Annotated in this window: 12 protein-coding genes and 5 pseudogenes; 13 read left to right on the top strand and 4 right to left on the bottom strand. The window is 63.3% G+C overall.

The features are described from left to right. Positions 1–12 precede the first annotated feature (12 nt). From L0Z65_RS08855 to mraY, 3 genes and pseudogenes are all read left to right on the top strand, one after another. Positions 13–1496 (top strand): annotated as a pseudogene (locus L0Z65_RS08855) (UDP-N-acetylmuramoyl-L-alanyl-D-glutamate--2,6-diaminopimelate ligase). Then, positions 1493–2905, top strand: coding sequence for a UDP-N-acetylmuramoyl-tripeptide--D-alanyl-D-alanine ligase (murF, locus tag L0Z65_RS08850; protein ID WP_405106901.1), 1413 nt, complete (start codon positions 1493–1495; stop codon positions 2903–2905). Before L0Z65_RS08855 ends, murF begins: the two are co-directional and overlap by 4 nt. A gap of 27 nt (positions 2906–2932) precedes the next feature. Next, positions 2933–4016, top strand: a pseudogene (gene mraY, locus L0Z65_RS08845) (phospho-N-acetylmuramoyl-pentapeptide-transferase). A gap of 316 nt (positions 4017–4332) precedes the next feature. Here mraY and L0Z65_RS08840 read toward each other — a convergent pair. Next, on the bottom strand, positions 4333–5247 hold the full coding sequence (locus L0Z65_RS08840) for a glutaminase (protein ID WP_102897371.1): 915 nt from the start codon (positions 5245–5247) through the stop codon (positions 4333–4335). A 129-nt stretch (positions 5248–5376) separates the two neighbouring features. Between L0Z65_RS08840 and murD the strand changes: the two genes are divergently transcribed. After that, positions 5377–6774 (top strand): UDP-N-acetylmuramoyl-L-alanine--D-glutamate ligase, encoded by a 1398-nt coding sequence (gene murD, locus L0Z65_RS08835; RefSeq protein WP_405106897.1) that lies wholly within the window; start codon positions 5377–5379, stop codon positions 6772–6774. Between the two features lie 3 nt (positions 6775–6777). On the opposite strand, the gene L0Z65_RS08830 is transcribed toward murD, so the two are convergent. The 3 genes and pseudogenes from L0Z65_RS08830 to L0Z65_RS08820 all read right to left on the bottom strand — a co-directional run bounded on the left by L0Z65_RS08830 (position 6778) and on the right by L0Z65_RS08820 (position 8783). Further along, positions 6778–7221, bottom strand: coding sequence for a MarR family winged helix-turn-helix transcriptional regulator (locus L0Z65_RS08830; RefSeq protein ID WP_118067524.1), 444 nt, complete (start codon positions 7219–7221; stop codon positions 6778–6780). Positions 7222–7225: 4 nt separating this feature from the next. Beyond that, positions 7226–7519, bottom strand: coding sequence for a putative quinol monooxygenase (locus tag L0Z65_RS08825; RefSeq protein ID WP_040174194.1), 294 nt, complete (start codon positions 7517–7519; stop codon positions 7226–7228). An 81-nt stretch (positions 7520–7600) separates the two neighbouring features. Next, positions 7601–8783 (bottom strand): annotated as a pseudogene (locus L0Z65_RS08820) (NAD(P)/FAD-dependent oxidoreductase). Positions 8784–8915: 132 nt separating this feature from the next. On the opposite strand from L0Z65_RS08820, the gene ftsW reads away from it, so the two are divergent. From ftsW to L0Z65_RS08775, 9 genes and pseudogenes are all read left to right on the top strand, one after another. Beyond that, complete coding sequence (ftsW, locus tag L0Z65_RS08815; protein WP_052463923.1) at positions 8916–10127, top strand: putative lipid II flippase FtsW; 1212 nt, start codon at positions 8916–8918, stop codon at positions 10125–10127. 19 nt (positions 10128–10146) lie between these two features. Then, positions 10147–11245 (top strand): annotated as a pseudogene (locus L0Z65_RS08810) (UDP-N-acetylglucosamine--N-acetylmuramyl-(pentapeptide) pyrophosphoryl-undecaprenol N-acetylglucosamine transferase). Further along, positions 11242–12639, top strand: coding sequence for a UDP-N-acetylmuramate--L-alanine ligase (gene murC / locus L0Z65_RS08805; RefSeq protein ID WP_102897365.1), 1398 nt, complete (start codon positions 11242–11244; stop codon positions 12637–12639). The pseudogene L0Z65_RS08810 and the gene murC overlap by 4 nt, the downstream one beginning before the upstream one ends. Before the next feature lie 58 nt (positions 12640–12697). Continuing rightward, positions 12698–12952, top strand: a complete 255-nt coding sequence (locus tag L0Z65_RS08800; protein WP_024097913.1) for a DUF2484 family protein — start codon at positions 12698–12700, stop codon at positions 12950–12952. Further along, complete coding sequence (locus tag L0Z65_RS08795; RefSeq protein ID WP_040174185.1) at positions 12949–13200, top strand: DUF2484 family protein; 252 nt, start codon at positions 12949–12951, stop codon at positions 13198–13200. The genes L0Z65_RS08800 and L0Z65_RS08795 overlap by 4 nt, the downstream gene beginning before the upstream one ends. A gap of 183 nt (positions 13201–13383) precedes the next feature. Continuing rightward, the gene (gene murB, locus L0Z65_RS08790; RefSeq protein ID WP_405106890.1) at positions 13384–14307 is read left to right on the top strand and encodes a UDP-N-acetylmuramate dehydrogenase; all 924 of its coding nucleotides are present in this window, start codon (positions 13384–13386) and stop codon (positions 14305–14307) included. 329 nt (positions 14308–14636) lie between these two features. Further along, positions 14637–15293 carry a D-alanine--D-alanine ligase gene (locus tag L0Z65_RS08785; protein WP_405112506.1) on the top strand — a complete coding sequence of 219 codons (657 nt, stop codon included), beginning with the start codon at positions 14637–14639 and terminating at the stop codon, positions 15291–15293. A gap of 7 nt (positions 15294–15300) precedes the next feature. Continuing rightward, the gene (locus tag L0Z65_RS08780) at positions 15301–15516 is read left to right on the top strand and encodes a hypothetical protein (RefSeq protein WP_405106887.1); all 216 of its coding nucleotides are present in this window, start codon (positions 15301–15303) and stop codon (positions 15514–15516) included. Continuing rightward, positions 15504–16398, top strand: a pseudogene (locus tag L0Z65_RS08775) (cell division protein FtsQ/DivIB). Before L0Z65_RS08780 ends, L0Z65_RS08775 begins: the two are co-directional and overlap by 13 nt.

The raw sequence follows: 16398 nt of genomic DNA, 5'->3' as shown, positions 1-16398 counted from the left end.
GGTGGGGTTGCTATGAGCACCATTGAAAACCGTCCTCTCAGCCAGTTGGGGCTGACCGCGCGTGGCGGTGTCGATCCGATGATCCGGGGCATTGCCGTGGACAGCCGCAAGGTGGTCGAGGGCGGGCTGTTTGCGGCCCTTCCCGGCAGTCAGGTGCATGGGGCGAAATTCACGCCTACCGCGCTTGGCAATGGGGCGGCGGCAATCCTGACCGACGCAGCCGGGGCGCAGATCGTTGCTGAGCTTTTGCGCGAGTCGACCGTAGCGCTGGTCGTGGTCGAAGACCCGCGTCAGGCGCTGGCCTATGCGGCCGCCCTCTGGTTTGGCGCCCAGCCTGAGACCATGGTGGCGGTCACTGGCACCAATGGCAAAACCTCGGTGGCGAGCTTCGTGCGCCAGATCTGGGTTGAGCTGGGCCATCAGGCGGTGAACCTTGGCACCACCGGTGTGGAGGGCGCCTGGAGCCACCCGCTCAATCACACCACACCGGAACCGGTCACCCTGCATGATGCGCTGGCGCAGGCGGCGGCTGCGGGGGTCACCCATGCCGCGATGGAGGCCTCGTCTCACGGGTTGGAGCAACGGCGCTTGGACGGCGTGCATCTGGCGGCGGCGGGGTTTACCAATTTCACCCAGGATCATCTGGACTATCACGAAACATTTGAGGCGTATTTCACTGCCAAGGCGGGTCTGTTCCGCCGGCCCTGCCGGATGACGGCGTGGCGGTGATCAATATGGATGACCCCCGCGGGGCGCAGATGCGCGCTGTCGCTGCCGCTCGCGGGCAGGAGGTGATCTCCGTCGGGCGTGGCGTGGGTGATCTGAGCCTTGTGGGCGCGCGCTATGATGCCTCCGGGCAGGACATGCGCTTCACCTGGCACGACAAACCCTATCAGGCGCGGCTGAACCTGATTGGTGGGTTTCAGGCGGAGAATATCCTGCTGGCCTGCGGTCTGGTGATTGCCAGCGGAGAGGATCCGCAGGCGGTGTTTGACACGCTGCCGCATCTTCAGACCGTGCGGGGGCGGATGCAACTGGCCGCCACGCGGGAAAACGGCGCGACGGTGTTTGTCGACTACGCCCATACCCCCGATGCCGTGGCCACCGCGATCAAGGCGCTGCGCCCGCATGTGCTGGGTCGGTTGGTGGCCATTGTCGGCGCAGGTGGTGACCGTGACGCCGCCAAACGCCCGTTGATGGGGCAGGCGGCGCAGAATAACGCCGATCTGGTGATCGTCACCGATGACAACCCCCGCAGCGAGGATCCGGCGGTGATCCGCGCGGCCGTCAAGGGCGGCGCCCCGGATGCGATGGAGGTCGGCGACCGGGCCGAGGCGATCCTGCGCGGCGTTGATGCGCTTGGGGCGGGCGATGCCCTGCTGATCTGCGGCAAGGGGCATGAGACCGGCCAGATCGTCGGCAGCGATGTCCTGCCTTTTGATGACGTCGAGCAGGCCAGCATGGCCGTCGCCGCTTTGGACGGGAGATTGGTATGAGCCTTTGGACAGCTAAGGAGGCCGCCGCCGCAACTGGCGGTCAGGCCATTGGCAACTGGCATGTGAACGGTATTTCCATCGACACCCGCAGCATTGCCAAGGGCGATCTGTTTGTGGCGCTGAAGGCGGCGCGCGATGGCCATGACTTCGTGGCGCAAGCGCTGGAGAAAGGCGCCGGTGCTGCGCTGGTCTCACACCGACCCGAGGGCGTTGCCGAAGATGCGCCGCTGTTGCTGGTTGACGACGTGCAGACCGCACTTGAGGCCCTGGGCCGTGCAGGCCGCGCACGCACAGATGCGCGGGTGATCGCGGTCACCGGATCCGTTGGTAAGACCTCGACCAAGGAAATGCTGGCCCGGATGCTGTCGGATCAGGGCCGCACCCATGCGGCCGTCGCCAGCTACAACAACCACTGGGGCGTGCCGCTGACATTGGCGCGGATGCCGGGTGACACTGAATTTGCCGTGATTGAGATCGGCATGAACCACCCCGGTGAGATCAGCCCGCTTGCGAGACAGGCGCGACCGCATGTGGCGATGGTGACAACTGTGGCGCCGGTGCATCTGGAGGCCTTTGACGGGATCGACGGCATCGCCGCCGAGAAGGCCGCCATCATGGAGGGGCTGGAGCCCGGTGGTGTCGCAGTTCTGAACGCCGATATTGCTGAGGCCCCGATCCTCCAGTCGGTTGCCGAGGGCGCGGCACGCGATGTGTTGTGGTTCGGCGCTGGGCAGGGGTCGATTGCCCCCACATACCGGCTGACCGCAACCACCCTGCGCGGGGATGAGACACTGGCCTTGATCACGCTGCCGGATGGACAGACGCATCGTCTGCATATCCAGTCGCTTGGCGCCCATTTCGCGATGAACGCGCTAGGGGCGCTGGCCTGTCTGGCGGCCTTGGATCTGGATCTGACCAAGGCGGTGCAGAGCCTGTCGCTCTGGTCGCCGGTCACCGGTCGTGGCGCGCGGGAAACCGTGTCGCTGGGCGAAGGGAAGGGTGACGTCCTGCTGCTGGATGACAGCTATAACGCCAACCCCACGTCTGTGGCGGCGGCGCTGACGGTGCTGGCGGCAACCCCCTGCGACGGTCGCCGGATTGCCTACCTCGGCGATATGAAGGAACTCGGCCCGCAGGAGCTTGAGTTGCATGTGGCGCTGGCCGAGCTGCCCGCGATGGCAGATCTGGAGGCGGTGCATTGCATTGGCCCCCTGATGGGCGCGCTCCATGCCGCGCTGCCTGTGGACAAACGCGGCGGTCACTATGCCAGCAGCGCTGATGTGCTGGCGGATCTGGCGGGTCAGATCAAGGCGGGGGATGTGGTGCTGGCAAAAGGCTCGCTCAGCATGGCATTGGCCAAGATCGTTGACGGCATCCGTGAATTGAGTCATGGCGAGACCACTTTCTGAACTTTGATGAACTGAGGACCGGCTGACATGCTCTATTGGTTAACCGCGCTGTCGGATGGGGGGGATCTCTTCAACCTCTTCCGCTACATCACCTTCCGCGCGGGCGGGGCGTTTCTGACGGCGCTTCTGTTTGGGTTTCTGTTTGGGCCACCGCTGATCAACGTGCTACGCCGCAAGCAGGGCAAGGGCCAGCCGATCCGCGATGATGGGCCTGAGGGGCATCTGGCAAAGGCGGGCACCCCGACCATGGGGGGCTTGCTGATTGTCGGCGCGCTGGTGACCGCGACGCTTTTGTGGGCGCGTTGGGACAACCCCTTTGTCTGGCTGGTGCTGTTTGTCACGCTGTCCTTCGCGCTGATCGGCTTTGCGGATGATTATGCCAAGGTCTCCAAACAGAACACCGCAGGCGTGCCGGGCAAGCTGCGGCTGGCGCTGGGGATCACCATCGCGGTGATCGCAGCGCTTTGGGCCTCCGCCTATCATCCGGTGGAGCTGCAAAACCAGCTGGCGCTGCCGGTGTTCAAGGATACGCTGATCAATCTGGGCCTGTTCTATGTGCCGTTTTCGATCTGCGTGATCGTTGGCGCGGCCAATGCGGTGAACCTGACCGATGGTCTGGACGGTCTGGCGATTATGCCGGTGATGATTGCGACCTCCACGCTGGGCGTGATCGCCTATGCGGTGGGGCGTGTTGACTTCACCGAGTATCTGGATGTGCATTATGTGCCCGGCACCGGGGAAATCCTGATCTTTGCCGCGGCGCTGTTTGGCGGTGGTCTGGGGTTCCTGTGGTACAACGCGCCGCTGCACTGCCGTGTTTATGGGCGATACCGGGTCATTGGCACTGGGGGGTGCGCTTGGGTCCATTGCGGTGGTCACCAAACACGAGCTGGTGCTGGCGATTGTTGGCGGTCTCTTTGTGGTGGAGGCGCTGTCGGTGATCATTCAGGTGCTCTATTTCAAACGCACCGGCAAGCGGGTGTTCCTGATGGCGCCGATCCATCACCACTATGAGAAAAAGGGCTGGGCGGAGCCGACCATTGTGATCCGCTTCTGGATCATCTCGCTGATCCTCGCGATGATTGGTCTGGCGACCTTGAAAGTGCGCTAAGTCACGACCGACTGCCGCCGCGCAGGTTGTCCTGCGGGGCCGGTGGGGCCGGTCTGGTCTGATATCTGGAACCGCTCTGGGCAGGGATGCCTCGGGCGGTTTTTCAGTACGAAGAAGGCGGCGCCGCCGGGGGGCGGAGGGTGGATGACCTTTGCTAGGGGTCATCTCCGTCTGTCGGCCTGTGCGGATCCCCCAACAGCCTTGGTGGGACTGGGAATGGGGGACGGTCTCCTGGTCGTCGTGTTGCAACGTCTCCAGGGTAGCGGTGGTACCTGAACGGAGGATAACCGCTGCGTGCGCAGGGCTGGCAACGCGCCTAAAACACCGACCAGTCCATTTCCCGGGCAAGACGTTCCATCGCCTCAGTGCCCAGTTTGGAATTGCCATTGCGGTCCAGCCCCGGCGACCAGACGGCGATGCAGGCCTGACCCGGCACAACACCGAGGATGCCGCCGCCCACTCCGCTTTTGGCGGGCAGGCCGACGCGATAGGCAAATTCACCTGACCCGTCATAATGCCCGCAGGTCAGCATCAGCGCATTGAGCCGTCGCACCCGGTCCAGCGAGACCATGCGCGGATGGCAGTCGGCGCCGATCAAAAACCGCCCCGCGCGTGCCAGCTGCGTGGTGGTCAGTTCGGTGGCGCAATGGTGGAAATAGGTGCCCAGCACCTTCTCCGGCGGGTTCTTGAGATTGCCGAAAGAGGCGAGAAAATGCGCGTGGGCAAAGTTGCGGTGCCCATGGGAGGTTTCCGAGCGGGCCACATCGGCGTTGATGTGAATGTCGTCATCCTCCGCCGCGGCGCGGATAAAGCTGAGGAACTCGGCCAGCGCTTCGCGCGGCTCGCGACCTGCGAGCACCTCATCCGTGGTAACGATCGCGCCTGCGTTCACAAATGGATTGCGGGGGCGGCCACGTTCGTGTTCCAGCTGGACAATGGAGTTGAACGCGGTGCCCGAAGGCTCCCGCCCGACCCGCCGCCACAGCTGATCGCCAGAGCGACCGAGCGCGATGGCGAGGGTGAAGACCTTGGTGATGCTTTGGGCCGAAAACCGGGTGGCGGCATCCCCCGCGCTGTAGATCTGCCCGTCGGCGGTTGCCACGGTGATGGCAAATTGGTCGGGGTCGACCTGACCCAGCTCCGGGATGTAGCTGGCGACCTCACCCCGGTCGGGGTCATCGCGAAGATCGCTGTTGATGGCGTCGAGGATCTGCTGCAAGCGCGCGTCCATGGCTACGGGGCCTCCCAATTTATGGCCGACGTTAGCCGGATGCTGGTGCGGTGACAAACGCAACGGGACTGGCATTGGTTCCATGGATCGGGTAGCGATTTGATCAAAGGTTTTGCGGGAGGTTGGGCGATGATCCCTGTCACAGGTTTTGAGGGCGCAAAAGTCGCTGTGTTGGGGCTGGGCCGGTCGGGATTTGCCACCGCACGGGCGCTGCGCGAAGGCGGAGCAGAGCCGATCTGCTGGGATGACAATCCCGGCGCACGGGCGCGGGCCGAGGTTGAGGGCCTCACCTGCCGCGATCTGCTGAAATCCGGGGCTTTTGATGACATCGCCTCATTGGTTGTCTCGCCGGGAATCCCGCATCTTTATCCCAAACCCAACCCGGTGATCCGCGCGGCGATGGTCGCGGGCGTGCCGGTGGACAATGATATCGGGCTGTTCTTCCGCTCGGTTGCGACACGGGGCTGGGAACGGTTCGATCAGGCGCCGCGCATCGTGGCCGTCACAGGGTCCAACGGCAAATCCACCACGGTGGCGCTGCTGCATCATATTCTGCAGGAGGCCGGACATGAGAGCCAGCTGGCGGGCAATATCGGCCGGGGTGTGCTGGACATTGACCCGCCGGGATCCGGCGGCATCGTGGTGCTGGAGCTGTCGAGCTATCAGACCGATCTGGCCCGCGCGCTGACGCCGGACGTGGCGGTGTTCACCAACCTCAGCCCCGACCATCTGGACCGGCACGCGGGCATGGGCGGCTATTTCGCGGCCAAGCGACGGCTGTTTGCCGAAGGCGGACCGGATCGCGCTATCATTGGCGTGGATGAGGATGAGGGGCTGTATCTGGCCGGTCAGCTCTCTGAGGCCGCCAGCGACGACCGGGTGATCCGCATCTCGGCCAGCCGGAAACTGACCGGACCGGGCTGGCAGGTCTTCGCCCGCAAGGGGTTCCTCAGTGAATACCGCAAAGGGCGACAGGCGGCGTCGATTGATCTGCGCCAGATGCAGGGGCTGCCCGGCGCGCATAACCATCAGAATGCCTGTGCGGCCTATGCCGCGGCGCGTGCTTTGGGCCTCGCACCACGTCTGATCGAGGACGCGCTGGCCAGCTATCCGGGTCTGCCGCATCGCAGTCAGACCATCGCGACCCACGCAGGCGTGCGCTATGTCAACGACAGCAAGGCCACCAATCTGGACAGCGCGGTGAAGGCCTTGAGCGCCTTTGACAATATCCGCTGGATCTGCGGCGGGCTGGAGAAAGATGGCGGGCTGGAGGCCCTGCGCGGCCAGACCGGCAAGGTGCGCAAAGCCTATGTGATCGGGCGCGAGGCGGCGGGCTTTGCCATGCAGCTGGACGTCGAGGCTGAGGTCTGCATCACCATGGCCGAGGCCGTCGCCCGCGCCAGCGCTGAGGCGGAGGCGGGCGACACGGTCCTGCTGGCCCCTGCGGCGGCGAGCTTTGATCAATACGACAACTTCGAACAGCGCGGCGAGGACTTCATCGCCGAGGTGGCGAAGCTGCAGAGTTGACGCCTACTGAGCTGCGGATTGCGCCATCTCTCTGGATAGGATCTCGTAATATTCGGGCAGGGTGGCCTGTAGCCGGGCATGGCCCTCGGGGGTCAGTGTCACCTCCTTGGAGCGGCCATCGGTCTCGCTTGCGGTGATGCGAACCAGCCCGTCGGCCTGCAGCGCGTGCAGCGTGCGGGTCATCACCGGTTTCGAGACATCAATCCGCTGCGCGATCTCATTCGGGCTGAGCCATTGGCGATCCGGTTCCCGGTCAATCACGATCAATACCAGAAACCGCAGCTGCGACAGGCCATGCCCTGCAAAATAGGTTTCCAACTTGCGGATCAGCAGGCTGGCCCGGCGCATCATCAGCAGGGCATCGCTGATGAGCGCCGGGTCACTGCCATAGGCCTCCACGTAGCGTTCGACCATCTGGCGGGAGGGCAGCTCCTTGAGGAAGAACATGCGGTCAGGCCAGCGCGGTCATCTTGTGGATTTCAGCCGGGGCCGCCAGCCAGTTTTCATATTTGGCAAAGATCGGTTTGATGTAGTCCATCTCGTAATGGGCAGCGAGGGCGTCGTCGCTGGTCCATTCCTCATCCAAGTAGAAACAATCGCCGCTGCGGCCTTCAAGCAGGTTGAACTTCAGGCAGCCGGGTTCGGCGCGGGTGGGGGCCAGGATGCTGGTGAGGCTGTCGCGGACATCCTGCATATGCTCGGGCTTCGGGGTGATTTTGGCGATCAGTTGAAATTGCGTTGTCATGAAAAGGCTCCTTAATGAGTTATCATGCTAACTAAATGGGGGTGCGGGCGCGGATGTCAAGCCACAGGCGGGCGGCTTGGCTCAGCTGCGGGCGGCGATGGCGCTGCCCGCGGCCACGCCTGAGGCCCAGGCCCATTGGAAATTATAGCCGCCAAGCCAGCCGGTCACATCCACCGCTTCACCAATGGCATAAAGGCCGGGTACGGTCTTCGCTTCCATGGTTTTTGACGACAGCGCATCGGTGTCAATGCCGCCCAGCGTGACCTCTGCCGTGCGGTAGCCTTCGCTGCCGGAGGGGGTGAGGTGCCAGTTTTCCAGACGGTCGCTGAGATCGCGCAAGGCCGCGTCGGATTGATCTGCCAGCCGTCCGTTGAGGTTGAACTCGGGCGCTAAGAATTCCACCAGCCGTCCGGGCAGGTGGCGCGCCAGCTCGGTGGTCAGGGCCTTGCGCCCGGCCTCCTGACGTTGGCTGCGCAACAGGTCAAATAGTGGCGTTTCAGGGATCAGATTGACGCTGATCTGCTCCCCTTCATGCCAGTAGGACGACAGTTGCAACACCGACGGGCCAGACAGGCCACGATGGGTGAACAACAGGGCCTCGTCAAAACGGGTGCGCTCATTCGACAGCCGCGCGGGCAGGGCAACGCCTGCCAGTGGTTTGAAGCGCTCTTCGGAAAAGGTGAAAGGCACCAGACCGGGGCGGGTGTCCGTCAGGGGCAGATCAAACTGGCGTGCCAGATCATAGGCGAGGCCGGTGGCCCCCATCTTGGGGATGGATTTGCCGCCCGTGGCAATCACCAGATTGCGGGCGGTCAGCACCTGCGGCTTGCCCTCGCGCGCCACCTCGACGCGGAACCCATCGGCGCTGCGCGTCACGGAGGTCACGCTGGTTTGCAGCCACAGATCGGCGCCCGCTGCCTTCATTTCCTCCACCAGCATCGCGACAATCTGCTTGGCCGAGCCATCGCAGAACAGCTGGCCGAGGGTTTTTTCATGCCAGGCGATGCCGTGACGGTCCACCAGCTCGATGAAATCCCACTGGGTGTAGCGGGCCATGGCGGATTTGCAGAAATGCGGGTTCTGCGACAGGTAGTTTTCGGGGCTGGCATACATATTGGTGAAATTGCAACGCCCGCCGCCAGAGATGCGGATTTTTTCACCCGGTGCCTTGGCGTGATCAATCACCAGCGTGCCGGGGCCGGAACGCGTTGCACACATCATGCCAGCTGCGCTTAGCGCCAAGGATCAGGGTTTCATAAGCCATGCCCGGCCATAGGCGCGGATAACTGCCAAAGGCAAGAGGAAGAGGGTGGCCTGATGAAAACTTTCCGGGTACTGTTTGCCCAACGATCCCGAAAACGGGACGGATCACGAGGCAGATAGTGGCGGTTTATCCATGACTGAAATGGTCTATGGCGCGCTCCCCGTACAGGCGGGCGAGCCGATTCTACCTAAATGGTGGCGGACGCTGGACAAGTGGACAATGTCCTGCGTCCTGATGCTGTTTGTCATCGGGCTTTTGCTGGGGCTTGCGGCCTCGGTCCCGCTGGCAGAGCGCAACGGATTTGACAATTTCCACTATGTTGAGCGGCAGGCGGTGTTTGGTATCACGGCGCTGGTGGCGATGGTGATCACCTCGATGATGTCACCGACGCTGGTGCGGCGGCTGGCGGTCATCGGGTTTATCTGCGCCTTTGTGGCGCTGGCTCTGCTGCCGGTGTTTGGCACCGATTTTGGCAAGGGCGCGACGCGCTGGTACAGCCTTGGCTTTGCGTCGCTTCAGCCGTCAGAATTCCTGAAGCCCGGATTTATCGTGGTGGCGGCCTGGATGATTGCCGCAAGCCAGCAGATCAACGGGCCACCGGGCACGCTGATGTCCTTTGGTCTGTGTCTGACCGTGGTGCTGATGTTGGTGATGCAGCCCGACTTTGGTCAGGCCTGTCTGGTGCTGTTTGGCTGGGGCGTGATGTATTTCGTGGCTGGCGCGCCGATGCTGCTGTTGGTGATCATGGCGGCGGTGGTGGTGATGGGCGGCGTTGTCGCCTATTCCAGCTCAGAGCATTTTGCCCGCCGCATTGACGGCTTCCTGAACCCTGAAATCGATCCGACGACCCAGATGGGCTATGCCACCAACGCCATTCGCGAGGGCGGTCTGTTTGGCGTTGGTGTCGGCGAGGGTGAGGTGAAGTGGTCGCTGCCGGATGCGCACACCGATTTCATCATTGCCGTCGCGGCCGAGGAATACGGGCTGGTCCTCGTGGTGATCCTGATCCTGCTCTACACCGCTGTTGTGGCGCGGACCCTGTTCCGCCTGATGCGGGAGCGGGACACGTTCATCCGCCTTGCAGGCACCGGTCTGGTTTGCACCTTCGGGGTGCAGGCGATGATCAATATGGGCGTTGCTGTACGGCTCTTGCCAGCGAAGGGGATGACCCTGCCGTTTGTGAGCTATGGTGGTTCCTCCCTCATTGCGGGCGGTATTGCGGTTGGTATGCTGCTGGCGTTTTCGCGCTCGCGTCCGCAGGGCGAGATCGCGGATTTCCTGCGTGGACACGGACGGGGTCACGGGCATCAGACCGGGCCTGCGCGCGGTCACGGGCGCGGATAGAAGAAAGACCTGAATTACGATGGCGCAGAAATTGCTCTTGATGGCGGCGGGTGGCACCGGGGGGCATATGTTCCCCGCGCAGGCTCTGGCCGAAGCGATGCTGAGACGCGGCTGGCGGGTGAAGCTGTCCACCGATGCGCGCGGGGCGCGCTACACCGGTGGCTATCCCCACACGACGGAGATCACCGAGGTGTCCTCGGCCACCTTTGCCCGGGGCGGGCTGCTGGCGAAGGCGATGGTGGCACCGAAGATCGCGGCGGGTGTTACGCGGATGGCACTGCAGATGCGGCGCGACCGGCCCGATGTGGTGGTGGGATTTGGCGGCTACCCGTCGATTCCGGCACTGGGGGCGGCGACGCTGCTGAAACTGCCGCGTATGATCCATGAACAAAACGGCGTGCTGGGCCGGGTCAATCAGCTGTTTGCCACCCGGGTGGCCGGTGTGGCCTGTGGCGTCTGGCCGACGGATCTGCCGGAAGGGGTTGATGGCGTGCATGTCGGCAACCCGGTGCGCGGCGCTGTTCTTGAACGCGCTGGGGCTTAGCTATATCCCCCCCGGTGACTACCCGATGTCGGTGCTGGTGATGGGCGGAAGCCAGGGCGCGCGGATCCTGTCGGATGTGGTGCCGGGGGCGATTGCTGCGCTGCCCGAGGCGCTGCGCAGCCGGTTGCGTGTCTCGCATCAGGCGCGCGATGAGGATGGCGCGCGGGTGACGCAATTTTATGCCGAACATGGGATTGCGGCGGATGTGCAGCCCTTCTTCAGTGATGTTCCTGCGCGCATGTCCGAAGCGCAGCTGGTGATTTCACGCTCTGGCGCCTCTTCGGTCGCGGATATCGCGGTGATTGGCCGCCCGTCGATCCTGATCCCCTTTGCTGCGGCGGCTGGCGATCATCAAAGCGCCAATGCCCGTGGGCTGGTGGATGCCGGTGCTGCGATCCTGATCCCGGAGAGCGCTCTTGACGTTTCGGCGCTGGCAGAGCAAATGAGCGCGGTTCTCAGCAATCCCGATGGTGCCAGCCAGATGGCGCGGGCCGCCTTGCAGGTGGGTATTCCCGACGCGACCGAGCGGCTGGTGGGGCTTGTTGAACAGCTGTCCGAGGAAGGAATGACATGACCCCTGCGACCAAACTCCCCGGCGACGTCGGCCCGATCCATTTTGTGGGTATCGGCGGCATCGGCATGTCCGGCATTGCCGAAGTGCTGCTGAACCTCGGCTATGTGGTGCAGGGTTCGGATCTGAAGGCGTCAAAGATCACCAACCGGTTGACAGAGCTGGGCGCGCGGATCTTTGTCGGGCAGGCAGCAGAAAATCTGGAAGAGGCCGCAGTTGTGGTCATTTCCTCAGCGATCAAACCGGGCAATCCCGAGCTGGACGAGGCCCGCCTGCGCGGTCTGCCGGTGGTGCGCCGGGCGGAGATGCTGGCAGAGCTGATGCGGCTCAAATCCAACATCGCCATTGCAGGCACCCATGGCAAGACAACCACCACCACCATGATGGCAGAGCTGATGGTGGCGGGGCATTTTGATCCGACGATTGTGAATGGCGGGATTATTCACGCCTATGGCTCCAACGCGCGGATGGGGCAGGGCGAGTGGATGGTGGTTGAGGCCGATGAGAGCGACGGGACATTCAACCGCCTGCCTGCGACCATCGCTGTTGTCACCAATATCGACCCGGAGCATATGGAGCATTGGGGGGATTTCGACACACTGCGGGACGGGTTTTATGACTTTGTCTCCAACATCCCGTTTTATGGCGTCGCGGTCTGCTGCACCGATCACCCTGAGGTACAGGCGCTGGTGGGCCGGATCACCGACCGCAGGGTTGTGACCTATGGCTTCAACGCGCAGGCGGATGTGCGTGCGGTCAACCTGAGCTACAAGGCCGGTGTGGCGCATTTCGACATTCACTTGCAGGCTGAAGACCGCGTGATCGAGGGCTGCACCCTGCCGATGCCGGGGGATCACAATGTCTCCAACGCATTGTCCGCCGTGGCCGTGGCGCGCCATCTGGGCATGAAGAGCAGTGAGATCCGCGAGGCGCTGGCCGCCTTTGGCGGGGTGAACCGTCGCTTTACCAAGGTGGGCGAAGTGGATGGCGTGACCATTATCGACGACTATGGCCACCACCCGGTTGAGATCACCGCCGTGCTGAAAGCGGCGCGTCAGGCCTGCGACGGGCGGGTGATTGCGGTACATCAGCCGCATCGTTACTCGCGCCTGTCCAGCCTGTTTGAAGATTTCTGTGCCTGTTTCAATGAGGCCGATGTCGTTGCCATCGCCGAGGTCTTTGCCGCCGGTGAAGACCCGATCGAGGGCGCCGGTCGCGATGATCTGGTGGCCGGTCTGATCCGCCATGGCCACCGCCACGCGCGCGCCCTGCTGGACGAATCGGATCTGGAACGCCTGGTGCGCGAACAGGCGCGACCCGGTGATATGGTCGTCTGCCTCGGTGCGGGTACCATCAGCGCCTGGGCCAATGGTCTACCCGACCGGTTGCGGGGCTGAGGGTGACGGGCGTGATCTCATATCTGCTGGCGGTTGGCCCGGTGGGTGAGGTGACGCCATGCTGAGCCTGCTTGCTGCCATCCTCTGGGTGTTCGTGGCCACCGGCGTGGCCGCATTGCCGTTGCGCTGGCAGCGGGGGCCGGGGATTGCACTGATCGCTGTGGCGCCGGTTCTGATCTATCTGCTGGGACGGGATCACGGCTGGTTTGCCGCCGCTTTTGGAACATTTGCGCTGGTGTCGATGTTCCGCCGCCCGTTGTTGCACGTGCTGTCGCGCCTGCGCCGCGCCCCGGCGCCGGAGGTGAAGGAATGACGTTGTCGCTGATCCTTGCCTGTCTTTGGGTGGTGGCGGCCAATGTGTTGGCGATGGTGCCCAGCCGCGACAATCACTGGTCGCGCGCCTATCTGCTGATCGCGGCAGGTATCCCGCTCGTCGGCTATGTGACCTATGAAAACGGCCCCTGGTGGGGGCTGGGCGTGCTGTTTGCTGGCATGTCGATGCTGCGATGGCCGGTGATCTATCTGGGCCGCTGGCTGCGCAGTCGGCTGAGCCGCGGCTGAAGCCCGCCGATTCTTTCGCTCTTGCAATCTTCCTTTGGCACCTGGCATCGGGTTGGGCCATTGTGTGCCCGACCCAAACCAGAGTAAACGCAGGTCTGATCCGGCGCGCATGAGTCTTTTTCTGCGTCCGGGTGGCCATAATGGCGCCAGTGCGTATTGGTGCGACAGGCAGGGGCAGGGCATATGAATATCGACGGGCTGCGTGGCAAGCTTCATCCCAATCGCGATCTATCCGGGTTGACCTGGCTGCAGGTTGGCGGCCCGGCGGATTATCTGTTTCAGCCTGCTGATATCGAGGATCTGAGCCATATGCTGCGCAGTCTCGACCCAGAAGTGCCGGTGTTTCCGATGGGGGTCGGCTCAAACCTGATCGTGCGGGACGGCGGTATGCGGGCGCTGGTGATCCGGTTGGGGCGCGGGTTCAATGCGATTGAGATTGAGGGCGACACGGTTGTGGCGGGGGCTGCCGCGCTGGATGGCCATGTGGCGCGTAAGGCGGCAGACGCGGGCATCGACCTGACATTCCTGCGCACCATTCCCGGCTCTATCGGGGGTGCGGTGCGGATGAATGCGGGTTGCTACGGCAGCTATATGGCCGATGTGTTCCAATCCGCGACCGTGGTGCTGCGCAGCGGCGAGGTGGTCACCCTTCGTGGTGATGACCTGAAGTTCGCCTATCGCCAGAGCGATCTGCCCGAGGGCGCGGTGCTGGTGTCAGCGGTTTTGCGCGGGCCCAAAGGTGATCCCGAAGCGCTGCATGCGCGGATGGAAGAACAGCTGGCCAAGCGTGATGCGACACAACCCACTAAGGACCGGTCAGCCGGGTCGACCTTTCGCAATCCGGCGGGGTTTTCGTCGACCGGGCAGGCGGATGATGTCCATGATCTGAAGGCCTGGAAGGTCATTGATGATGCCGGAATGCGCGGCGCGCGGCGAGGGGCTGCGCAGATGAGTGAGAAGCATTCCAATTTCTTGATTAACACGGGTGGCGCATCTGCCGCAGATCTTGAGGGATTGGGGGAAGATGTCAGAAAAAAGGTTTACGCCAATTCTGGCATAACGCTAGAGTGGGAAATCATGCGGGTGGGGGATCCGCTTTCCAAATAGCCGACAAAGGCCATGTTTTTCAGGATGTTACTCCTGATCAGCAGGGCACCGCTTTGGGAATCGCAGCGGCAGGCAAACTGGAAAAGCGCGATCTTGGTAAAGGCACTGTTAACGGGCCGGTAACGTTTATGACGTTAATGTGGTGACAGCGAACCACAAGGGTGCGCGCAGTGCGGGGAACACGCCTCGCAATATCAAAAAGGCAGGTCTTGACCTGCCGCATTTGCGGTCAATTTGGGATCGCACAACAAGGGGCGAAAAGCCCCGGAACATTTGAGGCGCTTGTCGTGAGTAAGTCGAGCAGGACACTCCCGAAAGTGGCGGTATTGATGGGTGGCCCCTCGGCTGAGCGCGAGGTGTCTTTGTCCACTGGGCGCGAATGCGCCACCGCGCTGCGGGACGAGGGATATCAGGTTACGGAACTGGACGCGGGTCCGGATCTTGCCGCACGTTTGCAGGCGGATCGCCCCGATGTGGTGTTCAATGCGCTGCATGGTCGTTGGGGCGAGGATGGCTGCGTGCAGGGGCTGCTGGAATGGCTCGGCATCCCTTACACCCACTCCGGCGTGCTGGCCTCGGCGCTGGCGATGGACAAGCAGCGGGCCAAATCCATCTACCGCGCCGCTGGCCTGCCGGTTGTTGAGAGCGGGATCTATTCCAAAGCCGAGGTGATGGCGGGGCATGTGATGGCGCCGCCCTATGTGGTGAAGCCCAACAACGAAGGCTCCAGCGTCGGTGTCTATCTGGTGAATGAGGTTGCCAATGGCCCGCCGCAGCTGTCGCAGGATATGCCGGATGAGGTGATGGTCGAAAGCTTTGCCCCCGGGCGTGAGCTGACCACCACTGTGCTGGGTGACCGGCCATTGACGGTAACGGATATCCTGACCGACGGCTGGTATGACTACGACGCGAAATACAAACCCGGCGGTTCGCGGCATGTGTTGCTGAGCAGATGTCCCCGAAGAGATTTTTGCGCTTTGCCTTGATTACGCGGTGAAGGCCCATGATGCGCTGGGGTGCCGGGGCATCAGCCGGACCGATTTCCGCTGGGACGAGGCGCGGGGCGCCGAGGGGTTGATCCTGCTGGAAACCAACACCCAGCCCGGCATGACCCCGACCTCTCTGACGCCGGAGCAGGCGGAGCACAGCGGTATGACCTTTGGGCAGCTTTGTTCCTGGTTGGTTGAGGATGCGACATGTCCTCGTTGATCGACCGTTTCCGCAAACCCCGCGAGGGGCGCCCTGATCCGGCGCCATCGCGGCTGACCTATCGCATCCAGCGCTGGATGCTGACGCCGGGTATTCGCTTTGGCGTGCGGTTTGGCATTCCCTTCTGTCTGGTTTTTGTCGCCGGGGCCGCCTTTATGGCGGATGAGGCGCGGCGTGACCGGTTGCAGGTGATGATCAGCGACCTGCGGGCGTCGATCGAGGAACGGCCCGAGTTCATGGTCAATGTGATGGCCATTGATGGGGCCGGGCGCAGCGTTGCCGAAGACATCCGCGAAGTGGTGCCGATTGATTTCCCCATCAGTTCCTTCGATCTGGATCTGACGCAGATCCGCGATGAGATCACCGGGCTGGACCCGGTGCAGACGGCGGATGTGCGGATCCGCCCCGGTGGTGTGCTTCAGGTCACGGTGGAAGAACGCCAGCCCGCTGTTGTTTGGCGCAGCCGCGAAGGGTTGGCGCTGCTGGATGCAAATGGGGTGCATGTGGCTGAGCTGGGGGCGCGCAATATGCACCCGGACCTGCCGCTGGTGGCCGGGCGCAGTGCGGATGATGCCATTGTGGAAGCGCTGCGGCTGTTTGCCGTGGCCAAGCCGTTGGGGCCGCGGATGCGCGGGTTGGTGCGCATTGGCGAGCGGCGCTGGGATCTGGTGCTGGACCGTGGTCAGCGGATCATGTTGCTTAGCCGAAAACCCAGTGCCCGCGCTGGAGCGGGTGATTGCCGTCAGCGAAGTGCGCGACCTTCTGGAGCGCGACGTGGCGGCGGTGGACATGCGCCTGGCGGCGCGTCCGACCGTAAGAATGACCGAAAACGCCGTCGAGGACTGGTGGCGGATCCGACAGTTGAACGCAGGCGGGCTATGA

The sequence above is a fragment of the Phaeobacter sp. BS52 genome (assembly GCF_045040595.1).
GTDB lineage: Bacteria > Pseudomonadota > Alphaproteobacteria > Rhodobacterales > Rhodobacteraceae > Phaeobacter > Phaeobacter piscinae.
This window is presented reverse-complemented; position numbering and strand designations above follow the sequence as displayed.

Excerpts from the sequence above, each read along its gene's own strand:
- L0Z65_RS08830 (WP_118067524.1), bottom strand. The coding sequence starts at position 7,221 with ATGTTCTTCCTCAAGGAGCTGCCCTCCCGCCAGATGGTCGAACGCTAC.
- murB (WP_405106890.1), top strand. The coding sequence starts at position 13,384 with ATGAATATCGACGGGCTGCGTGGCAAGCTTCATCCCAATCGCGATCTA.
- L0Z65_RS08785 (WP_405112506.1), top strand. The coding sequence starts at position 14,637 with ATGGGTGGCCCCTCGGCTGAGCGCGAGGTGTCTTTGTCCACTGGGCGC.
- ftsW (WP_052463923.1), top strand. The coding sequence starts at position 8,916 with ATGACTGAAATGGTCTATGGCGCGCTCCCCGTACAGGCGGGCGAGCCG.
- murC (WP_102897365.1), top strand. The coding sequence starts at position 11,242 with ATGACCCCTGCGACCAAACTCCCCGGCGACGTCGGCCCGATCCATTTT.
- L0Z65_RS08825 (WP_040174194.1), bottom strand. The coding sequence starts at position 7,519 with ATGACAACGCAATTTCAACTGATCGCCAAAATCACCCCGAAGCCCGAG.
- murF (WP_405106901.1), top strand. The coding sequence starts at position 1,493 with ATGAGCCTTTGGACAGCTAAGGAGGCCGCCGCCGCAACTGGCGGTCAG.
- murD (WP_405106897.1), top strand. The coding sequence starts at position 5,377 with ATGATCCCTGTCACAGGTTTTGAGGGCGCAAAAGTCGCTGTGTTGGGG.
- L0Z65_RS08840 (WP_102897371.1), bottom strand. The coding sequence starts at position 5,247 with ATGGACGCGCGCTTGCAGCAGATCCTCGACGCCATCAACAGCGATCTT.
- L0Z65_RS08800 (WP_024097913.1), top strand. The coding sequence starts at position 12,698 with ATGCTGAGCCTGCTTGCTGCCATCCTCTGGGTGTTCGTGGCCACCGGC.
- L0Z65_RS08795 (WP_040174185.1), top strand. The coding sequence starts at position 12,949 with ATGACGTTGTCGCTGATCCTTGCCTGTCTTTGGGTGGTGGCGGCCAAT.